The sequence below is a fragment of the Streptomyces sp. NPDC090088 genome (assembly GCF_044747345.1).
In the GTDB taxonomy this organism is placed as follows: Bacteria; Actinomycetota; Actinomycetes; order Streptomycetales; family Streptomycetaceae; genus Streptomyces.
In genome coordinates, this window is the sequence record NZ_JBIVDZ010000007.1 from 352,588 (window position 1) to 372,259 (window position 19,672).

The 19,672-nt window shown below is 72.4% G+C and carries 18 protein-coding genes, 1 tRNA gene and 1 pseudogene; 13 read left to right on the forward strand and 7 right to left on the reverse strand.

Annotation, left to right across the window (positions count from 1 at the left end):
- Positions 1–31: 31 nt before the first annotated feature.
- A pseudogene (locus ACIPSJ_RS32600) lies at positions 32–370 on the reverse strand (SAM-dependent methyltransferase); the annotation flags it as partial.
- A gap of 121 nt (positions 371–491) precedes the next feature.
- Between ACIPSJ_RS32600 and ACIPSJ_RS32605 the strand changes: the two are divergent.
- A complete protein-coding gene (locus ACIPSJ_RS32605) occupies positions 492–1,346 on the forward strand; it encodes a Cof-type HAD-IIB family hydrolase (RefSeq protein WP_401351274.1) in 855 nt (284 codons plus the stop codon).
- A 24-nt stretch (positions 1,347–1,370) separates the two neighbouring features.
- Here the strand turns inward: ACIPSJ_RS32605 and ACIPSJ_RS32610 are convergent, their stop codons facing one another.
- Positions 1,371–2,267 (reverse strand): SDR family NAD(P)-dependent oxidoreductase, encoded by an 897-nt coding sequence (locus ACIPSJ_RS32610; protein ID WP_401351275.1) that lies wholly within the window; start codon positions 2,265–2,267, stop codon positions 1,371–1,373.
- A gap of 71 nt (positions 2,268–2,338) precedes the next feature.
- On the opposite strand from ACIPSJ_RS32610, the gene ACIPSJ_RS32615 reads away from it, so the two are divergent.
- Positions 2,339–3,271, forward strand: coding sequence for a LysR family transcriptional regulator (locus tag ACIPSJ_RS32615; RefSeq protein ID WP_401351276.1), 933 nt, complete (start codon positions 2,339–2,341; stop codon positions 3,269–3,271).
- Positions 3,272–3,427: 156 nt separating this feature from the next.
- Positions 3,428–4,201, forward strand: coding sequence for a sulfite exporter TauE/SafE family protein (locus ACIPSJ_RS32620; RefSeq protein WP_401351278.1), 774 nt, complete (start codon positions 3,428–3,430; stop codon positions 4,199–4,201).
- On the opposite strand, the gene ACIPSJ_RS32625 is transcribed toward ACIPSJ_RS32620, so the two are convergent.
- Positions 4,187–4,975, reverse strand: a complete 789-nt coding sequence (locus ACIPSJ_RS32625) for a TIGR01458 family HAD-type hydrolase (RefSeq protein WP_401351279.1) — start codon at positions 4,973–4,975, stop codon at positions 4,187–4,189. The two genes, ACIPSJ_RS32620 and ACIPSJ_RS32625, sit on opposite strands and share 15 nt — an antisense overlap.
- Positions 4,976–5,098: 123 nt before the next feature.
- On the opposite strand from ACIPSJ_RS32625, the gene rpmG reads away from it, so the two are divergent.
- The 4 genes from rpmG (at position 5,099) to ACIPSJ_RS32645 (ending at position 6,584) form a co-directional block, all read left to right on the forward strand.
- Positions 5,099–5,263, forward strand: a complete 165-nt coding sequence (rpmG, locus tag ACIPSJ_RS32630) for a 50S ribosomal protein L33 (RefSeq protein ID WP_355714864.1) — start codon at positions 5,099–5,101, stop codon at positions 5,261–5,263.
- Positions 5,264–5,328: 65 nt separating this feature from the next.
- On the forward strand, positions 5,329–5,589 hold the full coding sequence (locus ACIPSJ_RS32635; RefSeq protein WP_390986684.1) for a type B 50S ribosomal protein L31: 261 nt from the start codon (positions 5,329–5,331) through the stop codon (positions 5,587–5,589).
- 34 nt (positions 5,590–5,623) lie between these two features.
- Positions 5,624–5,746: a type B 50S ribosomal protein L36 gene (ykgO, locus tag ACIPSJ_RS32640; protein ID WP_046728129.1), complete on the forward strand. Its 123-nt coding sequence runs from the start codon at positions 5,624–5,626 to the stop codon at positions 5,744–5,746.
- A 91-nt stretch (positions 5,747–5,837) separates the two neighbouring features.
- Positions 5,838–6,584 (forward strand): cobalt-precorrin-6A reductase, encoded by a 747-nt coding sequence (locus tag ACIPSJ_RS32645; RefSeq protein ID WP_401351282.1) that lies wholly within the window; start codon positions 5,838–5,840, stop codon positions 6,582–6,584.
- A 25-nt stretch (positions 6,585–6,609) separates the two neighbouring features.
- Here ACIPSJ_RS32645 and ACIPSJ_RS32650 read toward each other — a convergent pair whose 3' ends face one another.
- The 3 genes from ACIPSJ_RS32650 to ACIPSJ_RS32660 form a co-directional block, all read right to left on the reverse strand.
- Positions 6,610–8,691, reverse strand: a complete 2,082-nt coding sequence (locus ACIPSJ_RS32650) for an MDR family MFS transporter (RefSeq protein ID WP_401351283.1) — start codon at positions 8,689–8,691, stop codon at positions 6,610–6,612.
- A gap of 61 nt (positions 8,692–8,752) precedes the next feature.
- The gene (cobF, locus tag ACIPSJ_RS32655; RefSeq protein WP_401351284.1) at positions 8,753–9,535 is read right to left on the reverse strand and encodes a precorrin-6A synthase (deacetylating); all 783 of its coding nucleotides are present in this window, start codon (positions 9,533–9,535) and stop codon (positions 8,753–8,755) included.
- Positions 9,536–9,580: 45 nt separating this feature from the next.
- Positions 9,581–10,090 carry a DUF309 domain-containing protein gene (locus tag ACIPSJ_RS32660; RefSeq protein WP_401351285.1) on the reverse strand — a complete coding sequence of 170 codons (510 nt, stop codon included), beginning with the start codon at positions 10,088–10,090 and terminating at the stop codon, positions 9,581–9,583.
- 103 nt (positions 10,091–10,193) lie between these two features.
- Between ACIPSJ_RS32660 and ACIPSJ_RS32665 the strand changes: the two genes are divergently transcribed.
- Positions 10,194–10,267: transfer RNA gene (locus tag ACIPSJ_RS32665), tRNA-Pro, on the forward strand.
- Here ACIPSJ_RS32665 and ACIPSJ_RS32670 read toward each other — a convergent pair.
- Entirely contained in the window at positions 10,233–13,007 is a 2,775-nt protein-coding gene (locus ACIPSJ_RS32670; protein WP_401351286.1) for a cellulosome protein, read from the reverse strand. The genes ACIPSJ_RS32665 and ACIPSJ_RS32670 overlap by 35 nt on opposite strands.
- Positions 13,008–13,458: 451 nt before the next feature.
- Here ACIPSJ_RS32670 and ACIPSJ_RS32675 point away from each other — a divergent pair, with 451 nt between their 5' ends.
- From ACIPSJ_RS32675 to ACIPSJ_RS32695, 5 genes are all read left to right on the forward strand, one after another.
- On the forward strand, positions 13,459–14,472 hold the full coding sequence (locus ACIPSJ_RS32675) for a LacI family DNA-binding transcriptional regulator (RefSeq protein ID WP_359219006.1): 1,014 nt from the start codon (positions 13,459–13,461) through the stop codon (positions 14,470–14,472).
- Positions 14,473–14,716: 244 nt separating this feature from the next.
- Positions 14,717–15,961, forward strand: coding sequence for an extracellular solute-binding protein (locus tag ACIPSJ_RS32680; protein WP_401351287.1), 1,245 nt, complete (start codon positions 14,717–14,719; stop codon positions 15,959–15,961).
- 20 nt (positions 15,962–15,981) lie between these two features.
- On the forward strand, positions 15,982–16,944 hold the full coding sequence (locus tag ACIPSJ_RS32685) for a carbohydrate ABC transporter permease (RefSeq protein ID WP_401351288.1): 963 nt from the start codon (positions 15,982–15,984) through the stop codon (positions 16,942–16,944).
- Complete coding sequence (locus ACIPSJ_RS32690; protein ID WP_401351289.1) at positions 16,941–17,765, forward strand: carbohydrate ABC transporter permease; 825 nt, start codon at positions 16,941–16,943, stop codon at positions 17,763–17,765. The genes ACIPSJ_RS32685 and ACIPSJ_RS32690 overlap by 4 nt, the downstream gene beginning before the upstream one ends.
- 101 nt (positions 17,766–17,866) lie before the next feature.
- Entirely contained in the window at positions 17,867–19,606 is a 1,740-nt protein-coding gene (locus tag ACIPSJ_RS32695) for an amylo-alpha-1,6-glucosidase (RefSeq protein WP_401351290.1), read from the forward strand.
- Positions 19,607–19,672: the final 66 nt, after the last annotated feature.

Consider the following 19,672-nt stretch of genomic DNA (forward strand, 5'->3'; position numbering starts at 1 on the left):
TCCTCGACGGGCTCGGATGCACGCGTCCCGGTCAGGGTTTCACGGCGACCGTGCCGAACTGCGGCACCGGCGCCGGGGAGTCGGCCCCGGCGCGCCACTGCGAGCACGGCACCAGCCCCGGCTCCAGCGGGTCGAGCCCCTCGAAGAGGCCGGCGATCTCGGCGCGGGTCCGGGCGGTGATCGGCGGGGTGGCGTGCGCGTTCCAGAACCGCGTCGCCGCGATGTCGCCCTGCCCGCCCACCTCCGCGTCGGCCGTCGGACGGGTGAGGACACTGCCCGAGGGCACCGCGGCCATGATCCGCCGCACCACCTCGCGGGCCGTTCCGGTGTCGAGGACGAAGTCGAGGATGCCCGGCAGCATCCCGGCGACCCGCTCGCCGACCTGCTGGTCAGCGGTGCAGTTGTCGCGGCCGCGCATGGGTTCTTTCGGGGCCTCTCGGTCGTATGAGCGACACTGGTGTACGAATGCCGTCCCCGACCGGAAGCAGGACATGTCCGCCTCGCCCGCGTCCCTCCTCGCCACGCCCGACCTCCCTTCCGGCCCCGCCGACATCCGGCTCGTCGTCACCGACATGGACGGCACCCTCCTCGACGACGAGAAGCGCGTCCCCGAGGGACTCTGGCCGATGCTGGCCGAACTGCGCCGCCGCGGGGTGCTGTTCAGCCCCGCCAGCGGCCGTCAGTACGCCACCCTGGCCCGGCAGTTCGCCGAGGTCGCCGAGGGCATGGTCTTCATCGCGGAGAACGGCACCTACGTGGTGCGCGACGGCGTCGAACTCAGCTCGGACGTCCTGGCCCCGGCCGTCGCCGCCGGCCTCGCCCGGACCGTACGGCGCCTGGTCGCGGACGGGGTGGACGTGGGGGCGGTGGTCTGCGGGAAGCGGGGGGCCCATGTGGAGCGGCGGGACGAGGCGTTCCTGGCGGAGGTGCGTCAGTACTACGTCACACACCACATCGTCGACGACCTCACCGCCGTCGACGACGACGTCATCAAGGTCGCCCTCTTCGACTTCGGCCCCGCCGCCCGCACCACCGCCCCCGCGCTGGCCGCCTACGCCGGCACCCACCAGGTCGTCGTCTCCGGCGAGCACTGGGTCGACGTGATGAACCGCACCGCCAACAAGGGCACCGCCCTGCGCGGCCTCCAGCGCGAGCTGGGCATCACCCCCGCCCAGACCATGGTCTTCGGCGACTACCTCAACGACCTGGAGATGCTCGACGCCGCCGACTGGTCCTTCGCCATGGCCAACGCCCACCCGGACGTCATCGCCCGCGCCCGCCACCTCGCCCCGTCCAACAACGACAACGGGGTGCTCCGCACCATCGCCCGGGTGCTCGGCATCTGATGCCGGTGCGGGGTGGTACGGCGTTCAGGGCTTGACCAGCCGGTCCTGCTCGACCAGGGGTGTGCCGTCGTGCCAGGGCAGCGGCTTGCCGAAGCGGACGAGTCCGCCGTGGAGGGCGGGGTCCACGCCGTCGGCGAAGACCAGGTCGAGGACGGCGCGGGCGGCGTCGGCGGGGGACTGGGCCTGGCTGAAGTCGCTGAACCAGGGCCGGGAGGTGGCGGTGTCGACCATGCCCGGGCAGACGGAGGCGATCAGGGTGCCGGCCGCCAAGTCCTGTTCCCGGCGTTCGGCCGCGACCGCGCGGACCGCGGCGACCTGGGCCACCTTCGAGGGCACGTTCAGCCAGACCGGCCACCCGGCCTCGGCGGCGGTGCGCTGGTGGATCGCGCTGCGCCAGGACTCCACGGCGTACTCGACCTGGTCGAGGCTCGCGCCGTCGAACAGGTGGTGCAGCCGGGGGTCGAGGTGACCGAGGGTGCCGAGCGAGCTGGCCACGACCAGCAGCCGGCCGCCGGGACGCAGCACGGGACCGAAGGAACGCAGGATCGCGTGGGTGGCGGTGTTGGAGACGTCGATGAACTCGTCGGCCCGCTCGGACTGCGACTCGTCGGGCAGCACCCGGGCGACCGCGTTGGACAGGACGACGTCCACCCCGCCGTGCCGGGCGCGTAGCTCGTCGGCGAGCCGGGCGACGGCGTCGGTGTCGGTGACGTCCAGGACGTGGCCCTCGACCCGGGCGCGGGTGCCGGGCAGCCGGGCCACCTCGACGGCGGCGTCCGTCACCCGTCGCTGGTCGCGGCCGGTCAGCAGGACCAGGTCGGCCGGGTCCAGCCGGGCGGCGAGGCCCTCCACGAGAGCGCGGCCGAGGCCCTGGTTGGCGCCTGTCACGAGGGCGATGCGGGCGATGCGGGAAGTCTTCATGCCCACAACGCTAGGAACGCCGTATCCATGAGTCCAACGAAAGTTCGGCACAGCTGGTATGCGTAAACGTCATGGACTTCAACGATGTGTCCCTCACCGCGCTGCGGGTCTTCCGCGCGGTGGCCGAACAGGGCACCTTCACGGCGGCCGCCGCCACGCTGGGCTACACCCAGTCCGCGGTGTCCCGGCAGATCGCGGCGATCGAACGGGCCGCGGGCGCCGAGCTGCTGGAGCGGCGGCGGGACGGGGTACGGCTCACGGCCGCCGGACGCGTGGTCATGTGGCGGGCGACGGTGGTGCTCGACGCGATCGAGGCGACGGCACGGGAGCTGTCCGGGCTGCCAGCCGAGGGCGGGACGGTCCGGCTGGGCTGGTTCCCCACCGCGGGTGTCGTCCTGGTGCCCCGGGCCCTGACCGCGCTGCGCCGCACGGACCCCGGACTCCAGGTCGTCGGCCGCGAGGGCACCACCCCCGCACTGGTCCGCGCCCTGCGCGCCGGCAGCCTCGACCTGGCCCTGCTCGCCTCGGCTCCGCCGTTCCGGCCGCCCGACGCCGAGTCGCCGCCGCTGGTGCTGCAGACCCTCGTCGAACGCGCCCTGTGCCTCGCCCTGCCGGCCGCCCACCCCCTGGCCCGCGGTGACTTCGTGGACGTCGCCGATCTGCGCGGGCAGCGCTGGATCGTCGGCTCCGCCTCCGGGGAGGACCGGCTGATGGGGGTGTGGCCCGGTCTGGACGAGCGGCCGGAGATCGCGCACATCGCCCGGGACTGGCTGGCCAAGCTCCACCTCGTCGCCGCCGGCTGCGGCCTGACCACCGTGCCCCCCGCGCTCGCCGCCGCCGCGCCGCCGGGCGTCCGGATCCTGCCCGTCCGGGGCGGGCCCCAGGAACAGCGGCGCCAGCTCCTGGCCCGGCTGCCGCACCCGCCGGCCGAGGCGGTCGTCCGGGTGGCCGCCGCCCTGCGGACGGCGGCGCTCGCGGGGGACGCGCCGGACCGGTCCAAGTGACACTCCGGGGCGGAGAGTTGCCCCGGAGGCTCCGCCGCGCCTCAGGAATACGGGCAAACATGAACAAAGGTCGCCCGCCGTGTCCTGCGTGCGAGGGCCAACCAGCGAGACGGTACTTACCGCCTCGGCTTGTCCGGACATAACATCGGTCCCCGCATGAACACGATGACGCTCTGGCACATATCCGGCTGGGAGTTCGCCGCCCTGGCATTCGCCGCGCTGCTGGTCGGCTTCTCGAAGACCGCCGTCAGCGGGGCCAACACCGTCAGCCTCGCGGTCTTCGCCGCGATCCTCCCGGCCCGCGCCTCCACCGGCGTGCTGCTCCCGCTGCTCATCGCGGGCGACGTGCTGGCCGTCGCGACCTACCGCAGGCACGCCCACTGGCCCACGCTGTGGCGGCTGTTCCCGGCGGTCGCGGCCGGAGTGGTGATCGGCACGGTGTTCCTGGTCTGGGCCGACGACGCGGTCGTACGGATCTCGATCGGCGCGATCCTGCTGCTGATGGCCGGGGTCACGCTGTGGCGGCGGCGCAGGGCCGAGCGTCCCGACGACCCGGACGCGGTCACCACCCGGGCGGGCCGGGCGAAGGCCGGTTCCTACGGCGTCCTCGGCGGCTTCACCACGATGGTCGCCAACGCGGGCGGCCCGGTGATGTCGATGTACCTGCTGTCCGCGGGCTTCCGGAAGCTCGGCTTCCTGGGCACCTCGGCGTTCTTCTTCCTCATCGTGAACGTCTCCAAGGTCCCCTTCAGCGCCGGGCTCGGCCTGATCGACGGCAACTCGCTGCTGCTCGACGCCGCGCTCGTGGTGTTCGTCGTCCCCGGCGCCGTCCTCGGCAAGTGGGCGGTGACCCGGATCAACCAGCGGCTGTTCGAGCAGCTGGTCATCGCCGCGACGATCGTGGGCGGGCTCCAGCTACTCCTGCGCTAGCCGGTCCAGCAGTCCGGGCAGCCCCGCGAAGGAGTCCAGCACCCGGTCCGGGGCGCCGCTCGCCCGCTCCAGGGTGTCCGGCCGGAACTTCCCCGTCCTGACCAGCACGCCCGTGATACCGAGGCGCTGGGCCGCGAGCACGTCCGACTCGACGTCGTCCCCGATCATCAGCGCCTCGGCGGCAGCCACCCCGAGACGCTCCAGCGCCGCCTCGAAGAAGGCCCGCGCCGGCTTCCCGGTGACCTCGGCCTCGACCCCGGCGGCGGCCTCCAGCCCCGCCAGGAACGCGCCCGCGTCCAGCTGGAGCCCCGCCTCCGTGCGCCAGTACAGGTTCCGGTGCATGGCGACGAGCCGCGCACCCCGCTGCAGCTGCCCGAACGCCCGGTTCAGTGCCGTATAGCCGAACTCCGGCCCGGCACCCCCGAGCAGGACGACATCCGGTACGACGGTGTCGTCGTCCGCCGCCACGAGGGTCACCCCGGCCAGGTCCTCCCGTACGTCCCCGCTGTTGAGCAGTGCGCACCGGGCCCCGGCCAGGTGGACGGCCGTCGCGGCGGGCGCGGTGAGGATGTCCTCGGCCGTCACCGGGAAGCCCGCCGCCACCAGCGTGTCCGCGATCGAGGCCCGGGTCCGGGAGGTCGTGTTGGTCACCAGCGCGACACCGAGACCGGCCTCGCGGACCGTCCGCAGAGCCTCGACCGCGCCGGGCAGCGGGCGCCAGGACACGGTGAGCACCCCGTCGATGTCGATGAGCACCCCACGCGCGGAAGCCATGCCAGGACCATAGCCGCGCGGGGCCCGCGGACCCGGGAATGCGACGGCGGGGGGCGTTGTTGGACCGGTCGTGATTGACATGCTCGGCTCAGTAAGTCCGGGTGTGGGCGAAGGGAGAACCTCATGGCACGCAGTACCGCGCGTCCCGTCGTCAGGCTGAAGTCGACGGCCGGGACCGGTGTTACCTACGTGACCCGCAAGAACCGCCGGAACGACCCCGACCGGCTGGTCCTGCGCAAGTACGACCCGGTGGCCGGCACGCACGTCGACTTCCGCGAAGAGCGCTGAGGCGCGGAGCGTCCCGGCGCAGCGCGTCGAAGCGAAGTGCACCACCGCCCCAGGAAGGAAACCCCATGAAGCCCCGCATCCACCCCGACTCCCGGCTCGTGGTCTTCCGCGACCGCGCCGCGGACGCCACGTTCCTGACCCGCTCCACCGCCGACTCGTCCCGGACGATCGTGTGGGAGGACGGCAACACCTACCCCCTGGTCGACGTCGAGATCTCGTCCGCGTCGCACCCCTTCTACACCGGCAGGGCGCGAGTCCTGGACAGCGCCGGCCGGGTGGAGCTTTTCGAGCGCCGCTACGGCCGTACCGCGGCCGCTCGCGGCTGACCGTCCCCGCGGCCGACACGAGGAGAACAGCACCATGAAGGTACGCAAGTCCCTGCGTTCACTGAAGGCCAAGCCCGGCGCCCAGGTGGTCCGCCGCCGCGGCGTGGTCTACGTGATCAACAAGAAGGACCCCCGCTTCAAGGCCCGCCAGGGCTGACGGAGCTTCCCCTCCACGACGGCCGTCCGGCACCCCGCCGGGCGGCCGTCCCGCGTCCGGGCCCGTGGGCGGCACCCCGTACGCTCGCCCCATGTCCCCGCACGTCCTGATCCTCGGCGGCACCGCCGAGGCCCGCGAACTGGCCGCCGCGCTCGCCCCGCGTCCCGGTGTGCGCGTCACGACCTCCCTGGCGGGGCGGGTCACCCGGCCCGGCGCGCTGCCGGGCGAGGTGCGCGTCGGAGGCTTCGGCGGGGCGACCGGACTGGCGGGCTGGCTGCGCGAGCGGCAGGTGGACGCCCTGGTAGACGCCACCCACCCCTTCGCCGAGACGATCACCGCGAACGCGGCCCGGGCCGCGGCGGAGACCGGGGTCCCGGCCGTGGTGCTGCGCCGCCCCGGGTGGCGGCCGAGCCCCGGAGACCGCTGGCACCCGGTCGGGTCGCTGGCCGCGGCGGCGGACCTGCTGCCGCGCTTCGGCCCCCGGGTCCTGCTGACGACCGGCCGCCTCGGCCTGTCCGCCTTCGCCCACCTGACCGACCGCCACTTCGTCGTACGGTCGGTGGAGCCCCCCGAACCCCCCCTGCCGCCGCACACCGAGGTGCTGCTGGCCCGCGGGCCGTTCACCGTCGCCGACGAGACCGCGCTGCTCCGCGAGAACCTGATCGACGTCCTGGTCACCAAGGACAGCGGGGGAGCGGCGACGGCCGCCAAGCTCACGGCCGCCCGCGAGTCGGGGCTGCCCGTGGTCGTCGTACGGCGCCCGCCGCTGCCGGACGGAGCCACCGCGGTCCCGGACGTGGCGGGCGTACTGGAGCGGCTGGGGCTCGGCCCCGCCTGAGCACCGCACGGCGAGGCCCGCGCGCTCACGCCGCCTCGGCGGCCGGCTCCCACTCCCCGGCCCGTTCGGGCAGACCGTCGGTCAGGTCCTCGACCAGCAGCCGCTTGGCGATGGTGTCGACGGCGGCCCGCAGGTCGGCGCCCGACGGACGGCCGAGGTCCTCCTGCACCCGGCCCTTCAGCCAGCTGCCCCAGGCGTGACCGAGGACCTGGGCCTCGTGGTCGCCGGCCTCGGTGAGCGAGAGATAGGGGCCGGTACGGGTCAGGTAGCCCTCGTCCACCGTGCGGTCGAAGACGGGCAGCAGCACCTCCGGCGGCAGCCGGCGGCGGGCGGCGATCAGACCGAGGTGGCCGTGCCCGACCAGGCGGGTGTGCAGTTCGACCTGCATCACCGCCCAGGCCTCGGCGATGTCCAGCCGGGTGCCGGAGTCGCGGATGATCCGGCGCGCGGTGTCCAGGTCGGCCCTGCCGATGATCTTCGCCACGGCCGCCTCCAGCACCCGCTGCGAGTCCGGCCCGTGCGGCGAGGCGAACCCCTCGCCCATGTCGGTGGAGCCGAGCCGCGCGCTGTCCCGGAGCTGGACCTGCTTGAGGAACAGGGCGACCACGAACCCGACGCCCGCGACCGGCACCGTCCACAGGAACACGGTGTGGATGGTGTCGGCGTACGCCTGGATGATCGGCTCGGCGGCGGCCGCGGGCAGCCGGTGCAGGCCCTCCGGGCTGGTGGCCGCCTTGGCGACGACCGCCGGGTCCAGGGCGCTCGCCCCGGTGGCGGCGGTGATCCCGTCCGCGAGGTTCGGCTTGAGCGCGTTGGCGTAGATGGTGCCGAAGACGGCCGTACCGAACGAACTGCCCAGCGTACGGAAGAAGGTGACGCCGGAGGTCGCGGTGCCCAGGTCGGCGTAGTCGACGGTGTTCTGCACGGCGATCGTCAGCACCTGCATGCTCAGACCGATGCCGGTGCCCAGCACGAACATGTACAGGGACTCCAGCCAGACCCCGGTGCCCGGCCCCATCAACGACATCAGGTACAGGCCGGCGCCCATGACCAGCGAGCCGACGATCGGGAAGACCCGGTACCGGCCGGTCCTGCTCACCACGTTCCCGCTGAAGATCGACGCGATGAGCAGACCGATCACCATCGGGAGGGTGCGGACCCCCGAGATCGTCGCCGAGTTCCCGTCGACGTACTGGAGATAGCTCGGCAGATACGTCATGGCGCCGAGCATCGCGAAGCCCACGATGAAGCTGAGGATCGAGCAGACCGTGAAGACCGGGTTGCCGAACAGCCGCATCGGCAGCATCGGTTCCTTCGCCCGGGTCTCCACCCAGCAGAACGCGGCGAGCGCCGCCGCACCGCCCGCGAACAGGCCGATGACGGTGCCCGAACCCCACGCGTACTCGTTGCCGCCCCAGCTCGTCGCCAGGATCAGGGCGCTCGCGCCGACCGCGACCAGCGCGATGCCCAGATAGTCGATCACCGGCCGGGACGCCGACCTCACCACCGGGATGGTGCGGGCGGCGGCCACCACCACCAGGACGGCGATGGGCACGTTGACGTAGAACGCCCAGCGCCACGACAGATGGTCGGTGAACACCCCGCCGAGCAGCGGCCCGATGACCGTGGCCACGCCGAACACCGCGCCGATCGCGCCCTGGTACTTGCCGCGCTCCCGCAGCGGGATGACGTCCGCGATCAGCGCCATCGCGGTGACCATCAGCCCGCCCGCGCCGATGCCCTGCATCGCCCGCCAGGCGATCAGCAGCGACATGTTCGTGGCCAGACCGCAGAGGAACGAGCCGGTGATGAACACGATCGCCGAGACCTGGAAGACCGCCTTGCGGCCGAACAGGTCGCCGAACTTGCCCACCAGGACGGTCGACACGGTCTCCGCGAGGAGGTACGCGGTGACCACCCACGACATGTGCGCGGCGCCGCCCAGGTCCGACACGATCGTCGGCAGGGCCGTGCCCACGATCGTCTGGTCCAGGGCCGCGAGCAGGATGCCCAGCACGATCGTCACGAAGACGACGTTGCGCCGACGGGTGTCCAGCACGGGCGGCTGCGCGGTGTCGGGCAGTGCGGATTCCTCGGTGGACGTCACGAGGTCACTGTCACACCGCTGGGCTACCCGCGCATACCCTGCGAAACCGTCTGAGTGACGGTCAGTTCTCCTTCGGCCCCCCGGGGTGGCGGCGCAGCAGATAGGTGTCCATGATCCAGCCCTTGCGCTCCCGTGCCTCGGCCCGCAGCCGCTCGATCCGGGGAGCCGCCTCGGCGATCGGGCCCGCGACCAGGATCTCGTCCGGAGTGCCGAGGTAGGCGCCCCAGTAGATGTCGATGTCCTGGTCCGCGTACCGCCGGAAGGTCTGGTGCGCGTCCAGCATCACCACCACGTCGTCCACCCCGTCCGGGAGCCCCTCGGCGAGCCGCCGCCCGGTGGTGATCTGCACCGGCCGGGCCACCCGGTTCAGCCCCGTGCGGTGCCGGGCCACCAGCGAGGACACACTGCTGATCCCGGGCACCACGTCGTACGCGAAGACCACCGCGCCCCGCTCCAGCACCTCCTCCAGGATCGCCAGCGTGCTGTCGTACAACGACGGATCGCCCCACACCAGGAAGGCGCCGGTCTGCTCCTCGCCGAGTTCCTCGCGGATCAGCCGTTCGTAGATGTCCGCGCGGGCGCTGCGCCAGTCCCCGACGGCCGGCGAGTACGCGCCGCCGCTCGCCGCCCGGTCCCGCTCCGGGTCCCGCGCCTCGACCAAGCGGTAACCGCCGTCCGGTATGTGTGTGTCGAGCATGTCCCGGCGCAGCTGGGTCAGGTCGTTCTTGACCTCGCCCTTGTCGAGCAGGAAGAACACGTCCGTGTCCCGCAGCGCCCGGACCGCCTGGAGGGTGAGCTGGTCGGGGTCGCCCGCGCCGATACCGATGACATGAATCTTTCGCACACCCCCGAGTCTGCCGCATGCCACTGACAGCGGGTCACCCCGGTGCTACGCGGTACCGCGCAGCCGGGGCGCCTCGGCGCCGGCGTCGACGCTCCCGCCCTCGCTCTCCATGCGCCCGGCCAGCTCCCGCGCCCACCGGGCGAGCCCCTCGACATCCATCCCGTGCGGCCGCCGCACCCCGCTGCCGGCCGCCCACTCCTCGACCGCGCCCGCGCCGCGCCGCAGCAGCCGCGCCCCGCCGGTCACGTTCCCCCGGGCCGCGTGCGTGAGCCCCACCGCCAGCTGGGCCAGCCCCCGCCACAGCGTCCGCTCCTCCTCGGGACCGGACTTCCAGGCGTCCTCGAACACCTCGTGCGCGTGGAACGGCTTCCCCGCGTCCAGCAGCGCCTGGGCCTCGCCGACCGTCTCCCGCGGAGCCCGCACGACCCCCTCGGGCTGCCGCTCGACGCCGCGCGCACCGTAGGGCAGCGGCCGCCCCAGCCCGTCGCGCGGCCGGGCACTGCGCGCCCGCCCCTCGGCGTCCCGGTCCCGTGCCCCTGTCCCCGCGTCTTCCATACGACCGATTGTCCCCCCTCCCCACGCCCGCTTTCGGCCCGCCCGGGTCCGTGGGGTAAGGTGCTGTTCGCGCGATCACGCGGATCACCGCGAGTGAGCGCACCGGGACGTGGCGCAGCTTGGTAGCGCACTTGACTGGGGGTCAAGGGGTCGCAGGTTCAAATCCTGTCGTCCCGACGGTGTTCACCAGCGGGTCTGTCGGCAACGGCAGGCCCGCTGGTGTGTTTGCGGGACACGCGTACGGGGCGACGGTGACGCTGTCGATCAGTGGTGCGTGGCGGGAGCGGAGCGGTACGTCGGGGAAGGTGTCCGACGCGTAGCCGACGCCGTCGAAGTTCGGTTGCTCCTCGGCGCGGAAGGTGATCGTGTTGGGTCCCTTCTCCAGCCGGACCGCGACGGTCAGTTCCCAGAAGTTGTTCCGGTGGAAGGTGTGCGGGAAGGCGACGCGTCGTGTCCCGCCGCCGTTGACGGTGATGTCGGCGTGGCGGGCGAGCGGGTCCGGGTTGTAGTGGGTGGCCTCGGCCTGTTCGGGGTTGGCGTAGCGGACGCGCAGCGCGTGCAGGCCGGTCCGGTCCGCGGCGACGGTGAAGGCCGCGGTGTTGTCGTTCCCGGGGGCGCCGCCGATGCCGGTGATCGCGGTGCCGCCGCTGGCCAGGGAGAGGGGGGTGAGGGTGGCCGAGCCGGCGAGTTCGGCGGTCCGCGCCTCGTACGTACGGGCCCGGAGCGTGCCTCGTGAGGGCGTGACCGTGACGCGGTCGACGAGGGTGGTGGACGAACCTCCGGTCAGTGTCACCTTGTTGATGCCGCCGGAGAGGGAGACCGCGACCGCGCCGGTGCCCTTGCCCAGGCGCAGGACGTCGTGCCCGTTGACGCAGAGCCGGGCCCCCGCGCCGCCGAGGGTGTCGACCCGCACGGTGGCCTCGCGGTCGGCCGGCGCGTGGACCCAGAACGTGGCCGTCTGGTCCTTCGCCAGCCGCGCCGCGCCCGAGCCGGTGGCCGGGGACGTGGTGGCCTGCTTCGGCAGGGCGTAGACGGGCCGGGCCCCGCCGCCCAGCCAGGCCAGCTCCCCCTCGTACACCCGGGTGGCCGCCGAGGCCTCCGGGAGGGAGAGGACGAGGCGGTCGACGACGGCGTCACCCTTGGTGGCGCGCGTGCCGTCCAGGCTCCGCGCGGCGAGCGTCAGGATGTGGCGGCCCTCGGTGAGACGGACCTCGGTGTCGGTGTGGTCCCAGACCGCCCACTTGTGGCCGAGCGGCAGATACAGCTCCTGTTCGCCGTCCGCGGCGCCGTCCACCCTCAGGAAGACGTTGGTCGGGCCCTGTTCCGCCACCCGGTCGCAGGTGTTGAGGGAGTTGGCGAAGACGCTCAGGCCGTAGGTGCCGTCCTCCGGTACGTCCACGGTGAAGTCGAGGACGACGTCCGAGCCGGTGCGCAGGCCGCCGACGTGGTGGCCGCCGGAGGTGTAGAACCTCGACACGTCGCGCGGCGAGCCCTCCGGACCGTTCCTGGAGTACCCCGCCCCGGTGTGCGCGGCGTCCTCCGCCTCGTACGACGCCTGCCAGCGCACCGGCGGTGACTGGGTGCCCCTCGCCCCGCCCGCCGGGCTGAGGACGATCTCGTACGCGGAGGACTCCCGCAGCCTGGGCAGTGCTCCGCCGTCGCCGAAGCCGAAGGCCACCGTGCCGTCGTCACCGACCTCCAGGTCCGTCTCCGTGAGCAGCCTGGGGCCCGCGGAGTCGCCCAGCTGCCCGCTCCACTCGATCTCGCGCACCCAGGCGTGCACACGGTCCCCGAAGACTTCCTTCGGTACGTCCGTGAAGGCGATGCGGGCCGCTCCGGCGGAACCGCCGAAGAGCAGCCGGGCCTGCCGCTTCCGCTCGTCCAGCGTGGCCACGCCCTGAAGGGTGTAGTTCTCGCCGGGGAAGGGCGGGCTCACCCGTACCGTGTGCCCGCTCATCGAGGCGTAGCAGTGCAGCAGCCACCACTGGCCGTTGCCGCGGTTCGCCTGCACCGCGGAGTCGGAGAGGGTGCCGGCGATGTTCCAGTACGCGATGTCGGCGTCCACCTTGGACTCCTCCATGGCGGACACCCACTGGATCATCTGGCCGGGGACCGAGGTGTGGTAGTTGAAGGCGTACTCGTTGATGTTGACGGGGAGCCGCGTGCCCTCGCGGTCGGTGCCCCGGAACAGCTCCCGTTCCCACGCCCGGTACCTGGCGACGCTCTCGCGCACCGACTCCGGGTGGCTCAGCTCGTGCCAGGTGATGACGTCGGGGAGGGTTCCGGCGGCCAGCGTGTGCGTGAGGAAGCCCTTCACCTGGTCGTACAGGACACTGGTGTTGGGTCCGGCGATGCGGGCGCCGGGCATCCTGCCCCTGACGAACCCGTGGACGTCGTCCCAGGCGGCGAAGTAGGCGGCCGGATCGTCGAGCCAGCCCACCCCGTCGTAACTCCACTCGCCGGTGCCGAACATGTTGCCCTCGGGCTCGTTGAAAGGCACGAGGACGATGTGGTGCCGGTACCGCTCCGGCAGCCGCAGCATCTGGTCCACCTGCTCGGCGATCCGCTCCTTGTAGCGCCCGAGCTTCTCCTCGGGGGTGCCGCCGGGCCACCGGTACGGGAAGCCGCGGTGGATGTCGGTCAGGTAGACGTACACGTCACCGCCGGTCGAGTCGGCCAGCGGCCCGACCACCTCCAGCGCGTCGGCGCCGGGGTGCTGCGGGCCGTCCTGGGCCTTGGTGGAGACGGTGCGCAGGCCCATGCCCTCGATGAGGTTGCCGGTGGGGACGCCCGGTCCGTACAGGCCGTAGAGGGTGCCGGAGGCCCCGCCGTGGAAGGCGCCGGTGTCCGAGCCGAGACCGACGGTGAGGTGCCCCTCGCGGACCGCGATGGGGGGCGCCTGGGCAGCGGAAGGCATGGATCGCGTCCTCAATCCGTGAGTAAGGGCTCTTCGGCGCTCTTTGTGCCGTGAGCAGGGGGTGTTCCGGCCGATGTGCGTGTCGAACCGGTTCGATCCGGGGTCCTGCCGTGGGCCGGTGCGGGGTGTGGAGGGAGCTGGAATCTGCGGGATTCTGCGGGGCCGGTTCCCGTTCTCCGTGAAGGCGGCATCGTCGAACCGGTTCGCCGAAGCTAGCACCGGTCCATCCGGCCAGCAATCCCTCCGGCAAGAGGAACCGGTGGTCGTCACGGCGTCGCGGGAAGCACGGTCCGAGGTGTTGACAGCGGTACGGGCCCTTCCTAACGTCACTTCACGCGAACCGGTTCGAACACCGGGGCGCCGCTCCTCGCATTCCCTTCCCACGCTCCCAACCGGCCCGGACCCTCTCGCGAGGTGTCGAACCGGTTCGAACTTCGAACCAGGAGTCGCCGTGAACATCGGTGAGATCGCCCGGCGGGCCGGTGTCTCGCGCAGCACCGTGTCCTACGCGCTGAGCGGCAAGCGCCCGGTCTCGGACGACACCCGCCGCAGGATCCAGCAGGTGGTCGACGAACTGGGCTACCGGCCCAGCGCCAGCGCCCGCGCCCTGGCCAACGGACGGACCAGCACCATCGGTCTGGTCTTTCCGCCGGCCGGGAACCACTACACGGGGATGCAGCTGGACTTCATCGGCAGCGTGGTGGAGGCCGCCGCGGCCCACGACCACGACGTGCTGCTGTCGCCCAGCGGCGTGGACAGCGACCGGTCCTTCCAGCGGCTGCTGGGGGAGCGGCGGGTCGACGGGGCGATCCTGATGGAGATCCGGCTGGAGGACGACCGGGTGGACCATCTGACCGCCCTGGACTTCCCCTTCGTCGCCATCGGCCGGACCGCCCGGCCCGACAGCGGCTGGTGGGTGGGGCTCGACCACACCGCGCTGGTGGAGGCGTGCGTCCACCATCTGGCAGACCTCGGCCACCGCCGGGTCGCCTTCGTCAACCGTCCCGAGCAGCTGCTGCGCAGCGGATACGAGTCCGCGCACCGCGGCCTGGACGGCTTCACCAAGGCCGCGGCCGAGCGCGGGCTGACGGTCCGCGCGTACTGCTGCGGGGACGACCCGGCCGCCGGCCAGACCTGTCTGGAACAGATCCTGCACGACGACCCCGGCACCACGGCCCTCGTCACCATGAACGAGGCCGCGCTGGGCGGCCTCTACCGGGGCCTGGCCCAGGCCGGCCGCCATGTGCCGCGCGACTTCTCCGTCACCGGGGTCGTGGCCGGCCGCTGGGCGGAGACGGTGACCCCGCCGCTCACCGCGGCGGACGTACCGGCCGAGGAGATGGGCCGGCGCGCCGTCGAACTGCTGGTGGAGCGGCTCGACAACCCCGCCGCGCCGCCCCGGCACCATCTCCTCGTACCGCCCGTCTCACTGCGGGCCAGCACCGGGCCCGGCACGGCCGGCTGACCGCCGCCCCCGCGCTGCCCGCCGCTCCCGGCCACTTCACGTCACCTCAGCTCACTTCACTTCACTTCACCTGACTTCACCTCACGGGACGCTCCGCCCGCCAAGGCCGTTCGGCGTGCCCGCGCTCACCTCACTTCACCTGACCTCACCGTCAAGGCCGACGGCATCCGCATGCCCGGATCGTCGGCAGCACCCGCATGCCCGCTACGCCGGGCAACCGCGCCTTGAGAACAGAGGACCTCCGATGAACAGCACCTCCACAAGACGCCTGACCGTCGCGGCCCTGACCGCCCTGGCCGTCGTCGGCACCGCCACCGCCTGCGGCTCCGGCTCGGGAAGCGGCGGGACGAAGGCGGCGGACAGCGGCACGTACACCGTCTGGGACCCCTATCCGCAGTTCGCCCAGGGCTCCGCCTGGGTGAAGCTGCTCGACGCCTGCGGCACCGCGGCCGGGGTGAAGATCAAGCGGACCGGCTTCGACACCAGCGACCTGCCGAACAAGGCGCTGCTCGCCGCGCAGCAGGACAACTCCCCGGACGTCCTCGTCGTCGACAACCCCGTGGTGTCGACCCTGGCCGAGGCGGGCGTGCTCACCACCACCGCCGACACGAAGCTCGACACCTCCGCCGTGGACCCCAACCTGCTCGCGGCCGGCCAGTCGGGCGGCAAGACCTACGGCACCCCGATCGGCGCCAACACCCTTGCCCTGTACTACAACAAGAAGGTCCTGAAGGCCGCCGGGGTGGACATCGCCTCGGTCAGGGACTGGCCGTCGCTGACGGCGGCGCTGGGGAAGGTGAAGAAGGCCGGCAAGAAGGGCATCACCTTCTCCGCGATCGGCACCGAGGAGGGCAGCTTCCAGTTCCTGCCGTGGTTCTGGGGCGCGGGCGCGCACCTCACCGCACTCGACTCCACCCGGGCCGTCTCCGCGCTCTCGCTGTGGAAGGGCTGGCTGGACCAGGGCTACGCCCCCAACTCCGTGCTCAACAACACCCAGACCACCAGCTGGCAGGAGTTCGCGACCGGAGACTACGCGTTCAGCGAGAACGGCACCTGGCAGCTCGCCAACGCGAAGAAGGCCGGACTCGACTACGGCGTCCTGCCGATCCCCGGCGCCGACGCGGGCACCGCCCCCGCACCGACCGGCGGCGAGTTCGTCACCATCCCGGTCCAGGGCGACACCGGCCGCTACGCCACCGCGCGCAGGCTCGCCACCTGCCTGACCAGCACCCAGAACCTGTACGACACCGACACCACCCTCTCCTACGTGGCCCCCACCGCCGAGGTGCAGCAGAAGCAGGTGGCGGCCGATCCGGGCCTCAAGCCCTGGGTCGACGCGGTCAAGGCCGCCAAGGGGCGGACCAGCGACGACCTGGGCACCAAGTACCCCAAGATCTCCGAGCAGTTGTGGAAGGCCGTCCAGTCCGCCCTCAGCGGCTCGAAGTCTCCGAAGGACGCGCTCGACGCCGCCCAGTCCGCAGTCAAGTAGCCGCATTCCGGAGTCCGTTGATGAGCCAGACGACACAAGTGGCGCGCCGCCGACCGGTGTCCGCCCCCGGTGGTGCGGCCCTGCCCCCGGTTCGGCGCCGTCCCGCCTCCCCGCAGTGGGCCGCCTGGGCCTTCCTCACCCCGGTGACCCTCTACCTCGCCCTCTTCTACGCCTATCCGCTCTACCGCAATCTCGACCTCAGCCTGCGCGACTACACCGTCCGCTCCTTCGTCCAGGGCAACGCGCCCTTCACCGGACTGCGCAACTACCGGACCGTCCTCGACGACCCGGCCTTCGCCCCGGCCCTGCTGCACACCGTGGTGTTCACCGTCGTGTGCCTCGCCTTCCAGTACGCCATCGGCCTGGCCCTCGCGGTCTTCTTCCACCAGCACTTCCGGCTCTCGGCCACCCTGCGCGCCCTGTTCCTGGTGCCCTGGCTGCTGCCCCTGATCGTGTCGGCCTCCACCTGGTCGTGGATGCTCAACAGCGACTCCGGTGTCGTCAACGCAGCCCTGCACACCGTGGGCATCGGCCCGGTGAACTGGCTGACCTCGCCGTCCTGGTCGCTGGCCTCGGTGATCATCGCGAACATCTGGATCGGCGTGCCGTTCAACCTGGTCGTGCTCCACAGCGGCCTGCAGTCCATCCCGGCCGGCCTGTACGAGGCCGCCGCCCTCGACGGCGCGGGCCCTTGGCGGCGCTTCTGGAGCATCACCCTGCCGCTGCTGCGTCCGGTGTCCGCGATCACCCTGCTCCTGGGGCTGGTCTACACGCTCAAGGTCTTCGACATCATCTGGATCATGACCAAGGGCGGCCCGGCGGAGTCGTCCACCACCTTCGCCACCTGGTCCTACCAACTCGGCTTCGGCAACCTGCTGCCCGCCTTCGGCCCGGGCGCGGCCGTCGGCAACCTGCTGGTGGCCGCCGCCCTGGTCTTCGGCCTGGTCTACCTCCGGGTCCAGCGCAGGCAGGAGGCGTCATGAACCGGCACGGCCCACGGACCCGGGGGAAGACCGCCGTCGGCCTCCTGCTGACCGGGATCATGCTCTTCCCCGTCTACTGGATGCTGAACGTCTCCTTCACCCGCGACCAGGACATGCGCAAGAGCCCGCCCGACCTCCTGCCGCTGCACGGCACCCTGGCCGGCTACCGCGCCGTCCTCGCCGACCAGTTGCCCTACCTCGGCACCAGTCTCGTCATCGGCCTGGGCACCGTCGCCGTGACCGTCGCGCTGTCCGCTCCCGCCGGATACGCCCTCGCCAAACTGCGCCCGCGCGGCGGCGGAGCCCTGAGCTTCCTCCTGCTGGCCGCCCAGATGATCCCCGGCATCATCATGGCGATGGGCTTCTACGCCGTCTACCTCCAGCTGGGCCTGCTCCAGTCCGTGCCCGGCCTGATCGTCGCCGACTCCACCCTGGCCGTCCCGTTCGCCGTGCTCGTCTTCACCGCGTTCATGTCCGGCATCCCCGGCGAACTGCTCCAGGCGGCGCGGACGGACGGGGCCGGGCCGCTGCGCACCTTCTGGTCGATCGTGCTGCCGGTCAGCCGCAACGCCGTCGTCACCGTGTCCCTGTTCGCGTTCCTGTGGTCGTGGTCCGACTTCGTCTTCGCCTCCACCCTGGTCAACGGCGGCGCCCACGAGCCGATCACGCTCGGCATCTACCACTACATCGGCAACAACAACCAGGAGTGGAACGCCATCATGGCGACCGCCGTCGTGGCCTCGCTGCCCGCCGCGGTCATCCTCGTCCTCGCCCAGCGCTACGTCGCGGCCGGCGTGACCGCCGGTGCGGTCAAGGACTGAGCCGCTTCCCTCTCGACGCCCCAGCACCGCCGGCCCGTCCGTCACCGCTGTCCACCGGCCGGCCGGCCACTGCCCCCTGCTGCAGAATCGAGTCGCCCTTCATGACCGCCGTCCGACCCGGTCCGGCCTTCTCCGTCCACGACATCCCGTTCAGCACGTACGGATCATGGTTCGGCATCTCCCCCGTGGTGGCCGAGAAGACGTACGCCGACGATCTCCACCTCGTCTCGCACCAGAACGGCATGCACGCCGTTCTGCGCCTGACTCCCCTGGACCCGGCCACCGGCGACCGGGCGGAGACCCGTGTCGAGGCGACCCCGGCGCTGCTCAGCTGGGTCGGCACGGGCGGCCGTATCGACCTGGCCTACGCGACACCGGACACCGTGCGGCTGCGGGGGAGCGGCCTGGGCGTCAGGGTCGCCGCGGCCGCCCCCGCCCTGACGCCGTTCAGCGGCACGTACTTCTTCCGCGATCCGGCGGCGGACGCGCACGTGTTCACGTCGTACGAGACCGGCCGCCGCCACCGCGTCACCGTGGTGTCCGGCACCCTCGCCGGGACGACGGGCGCCGAGGCCCTCGGCAGCGCCGACCGGGGTCTCGCGCTGACCGCGGCGCCGGGCGGTGTCTGGGAGATCGCGATCGAGGAACTCGACACCGCCCGCCCGCCGTTCGCGGCCGAGGCGAGCTTCGACGAGGTGGTCGAGGCCGCGCGGATCTCCTTCGCGGACTTCGCCGGCCGGGTCGCCCCATGGCGTTCGTCCGCGACCCCGGCCGCCGAACTCGCCGCCTACGTCCTGTGGTCGGCGACCGTGCGCCCCACGGGACTGGTCACCCGGCCCGCCGTGCTGATGTCCAAGCACTGGATGGACAAGGTCTGGAGCTGGGACCACTGCTTCAACGCCCTCGCCCTGGCCCCCGGTTGCGCCGAGCTGGCCATGGACCAGTTCGCCCTGCCCTTCGACCACCAGGACGCGAGCGGCGCCCTGCCCGACTCGGTCACCCACTCCGAGGTGCTCCACAACTTCGTCAAACCGCCCATCCACGGCTGGGCCTTCGGCCTGCTGCGACGCCGCCTGCCCACACCGCCGGACGAGGCCGAACTCACCAGGACCTACGGGCGGCTGGCGCGCTGGACCACCTTCTGGCTCACCGCACGGCGCGCCCCCGGGTCCGAACTGGCCCACTACCAGCACGGCAACGACAGCGGCTGGGACAACGCCACCCCCTTCGACCCCGAGCGCCTCGTCGAGACCGCCGACCTGGCCGCCTTCCTCGTCCTCCAGCTCCACGAACTCGCACGTCTGGCGGGGGAGTTGCGGCGGCCTGACGAGAGCAGGCACTGGCAGTGGACCGCCACGGAGATCCGGACGGCACTCCTCGCGGAGCTGTGGGACGGAGACCGATTCGTCACCCGGTCGGTCGCCACCGGGGACACCTGGAGCAGCGCGAGCCTCCTCGACCTGATGCCCGTCGTGCTGGGCGAGCACCTGCCCGCCGAGGTGAGCGGCGCGCTCGCCGACCGGATCAAGGCCCACCTGACCCCGTACGGCCTCGCCACCGAACTGACCGCCTCACCGCACTACCTCGCCGACGGCTACTGGCGCGGCCCGGTCTGGGCGCCCGCGACCGTCCTCGTCGAGGACGGCCTGCGCCGGGCCGGCCATCACCGGCTGGCGGACGAGATCAGCGCCCGCTTCCGCGTCCTGTGCGAGACCCACGGCTTCGCCGAGAACTTCGACGCCGTCACCGGCACCGGCCTGCGCGACCGCGCCTACACCTGGACCGCCGCCGGCTACCTGCTGCTGGCCGAGGCCCACGCACACCGAGAGGGCCGCCGCTGAGCGGCCGTCTCCCGCCCCGCTCCGGGGCCGACCGGGCCCCGGTTCACCCCCCCCGAGGAGCCGCAC

Excerpts from the sequence above, each read along its gene's own strand:
- ACIPSJ_RS32670 (WP_401351286.1), bottom strand. The coding sequence starts at position 13,007 with ATGCCTTCCGCTGCCCAGGCGCCCCCCATCGCGGTCCGCGAGGGGCAC.
- ACIPSJ_RS32645 (WP_401351282.1), top strand. The coding sequence starts at position 5,838 with ATGTCCCCGCACGTCCTGATCCTCGGCGGCACCGCCGAGGCCCGCGAA.
- ACIPSJ_RS32635 (WP_390986684.1), top strand. The coding sequence starts at position 5,329 with ATGAAGCCCCGCATCCACCCCGACTCCCGGCTCGTGGTCTTCCGCGAC.
- ykgO (WP_046728129.1), top strand. The coding sequence starts at position 5,624 with ATGAAGGTACGCAAGTCCCTGCGTTCACTGAAGGCCAAGCCCGGCGCC.
- ACIPSJ_RS32605 (WP_401351274.1), top strand. The coding sequence starts at position 492 with ATGTCCGCCTCGCCCGCGTCCCTCCTCGCCACGCCCGACCTCCCTTCC.
- ACIPSJ_RS32620 (WP_401351278.1), top strand. The coding sequence starts at position 3,428 with ATGAACACGATGACGCTCTGGCACATATCCGGCTGGGAGTTCGCCGCC.
- ACIPSJ_RS32680 (WP_401351287.1), top strand. The coding sequence starts at position 14,717 with ATGAACAGCACCTCCACAAGACGCCTGACCGTCGCGGCCCTGACCGCC.
- rpmG (WP_355714864.1), top strand. The coding sequence starts at position 5,099 with ATGGCACGCAGTACCGCGCGTCCCGTCGTCAGGCTGAAGTCGACGGCC.
- ACIPSJ_RS32685 (WP_401351288.1), top strand. The coding sequence starts at position 15,982 with ATGAGCCAGACGACACAAGTGGCGCGCCGCCGACCGGTGTCCGCCCCC.
- ACIPSJ_RS32610 (WP_401351275.1), bottom strand. The coding sequence starts at position 2,267 with ATGAAGACTTCCCGCATCGCCCGCATCGCCCTCGTGACAGGCGCCAAC.
- ACIPSJ_RS32660 (WP_401351285.1), bottom strand. The coding sequence starts at position 10,090 with ATGGAAGACGCGGGGACAGGGGCACGGGACCGGGACGCCGAGGGGCGG.
- ACIPSJ_RS32695 (WP_401351290.1), top strand. The coding sequence starts at position 17,867 with ATGACCGCCGTCCGACCCGGTCCGGCCTTCTCCGTCCACGACATCCCG.
- ACIPSJ_RS32615 (WP_401351276.1), top strand. The coding sequence starts at position 2,339 with ATGGACTTCAACGATGTGTCCCTCACCGCGCTGCGGGTCTTCCGCGCG.
- ACIPSJ_RS32625 (WP_401351279.1), bottom strand. The coding sequence starts at position 4,975 with ATGGCTTCCGCGCGTGGGGTGCTCATCGACATCGACGGGGTGCTCACC.
- ACIPSJ_RS32690 (WP_401351289.1), top strand. The coding sequence starts at position 16,941 with ATGAACCGGCACGGCCCACGGACCCGGGGGAAGACCGCCGTCGGCCTC.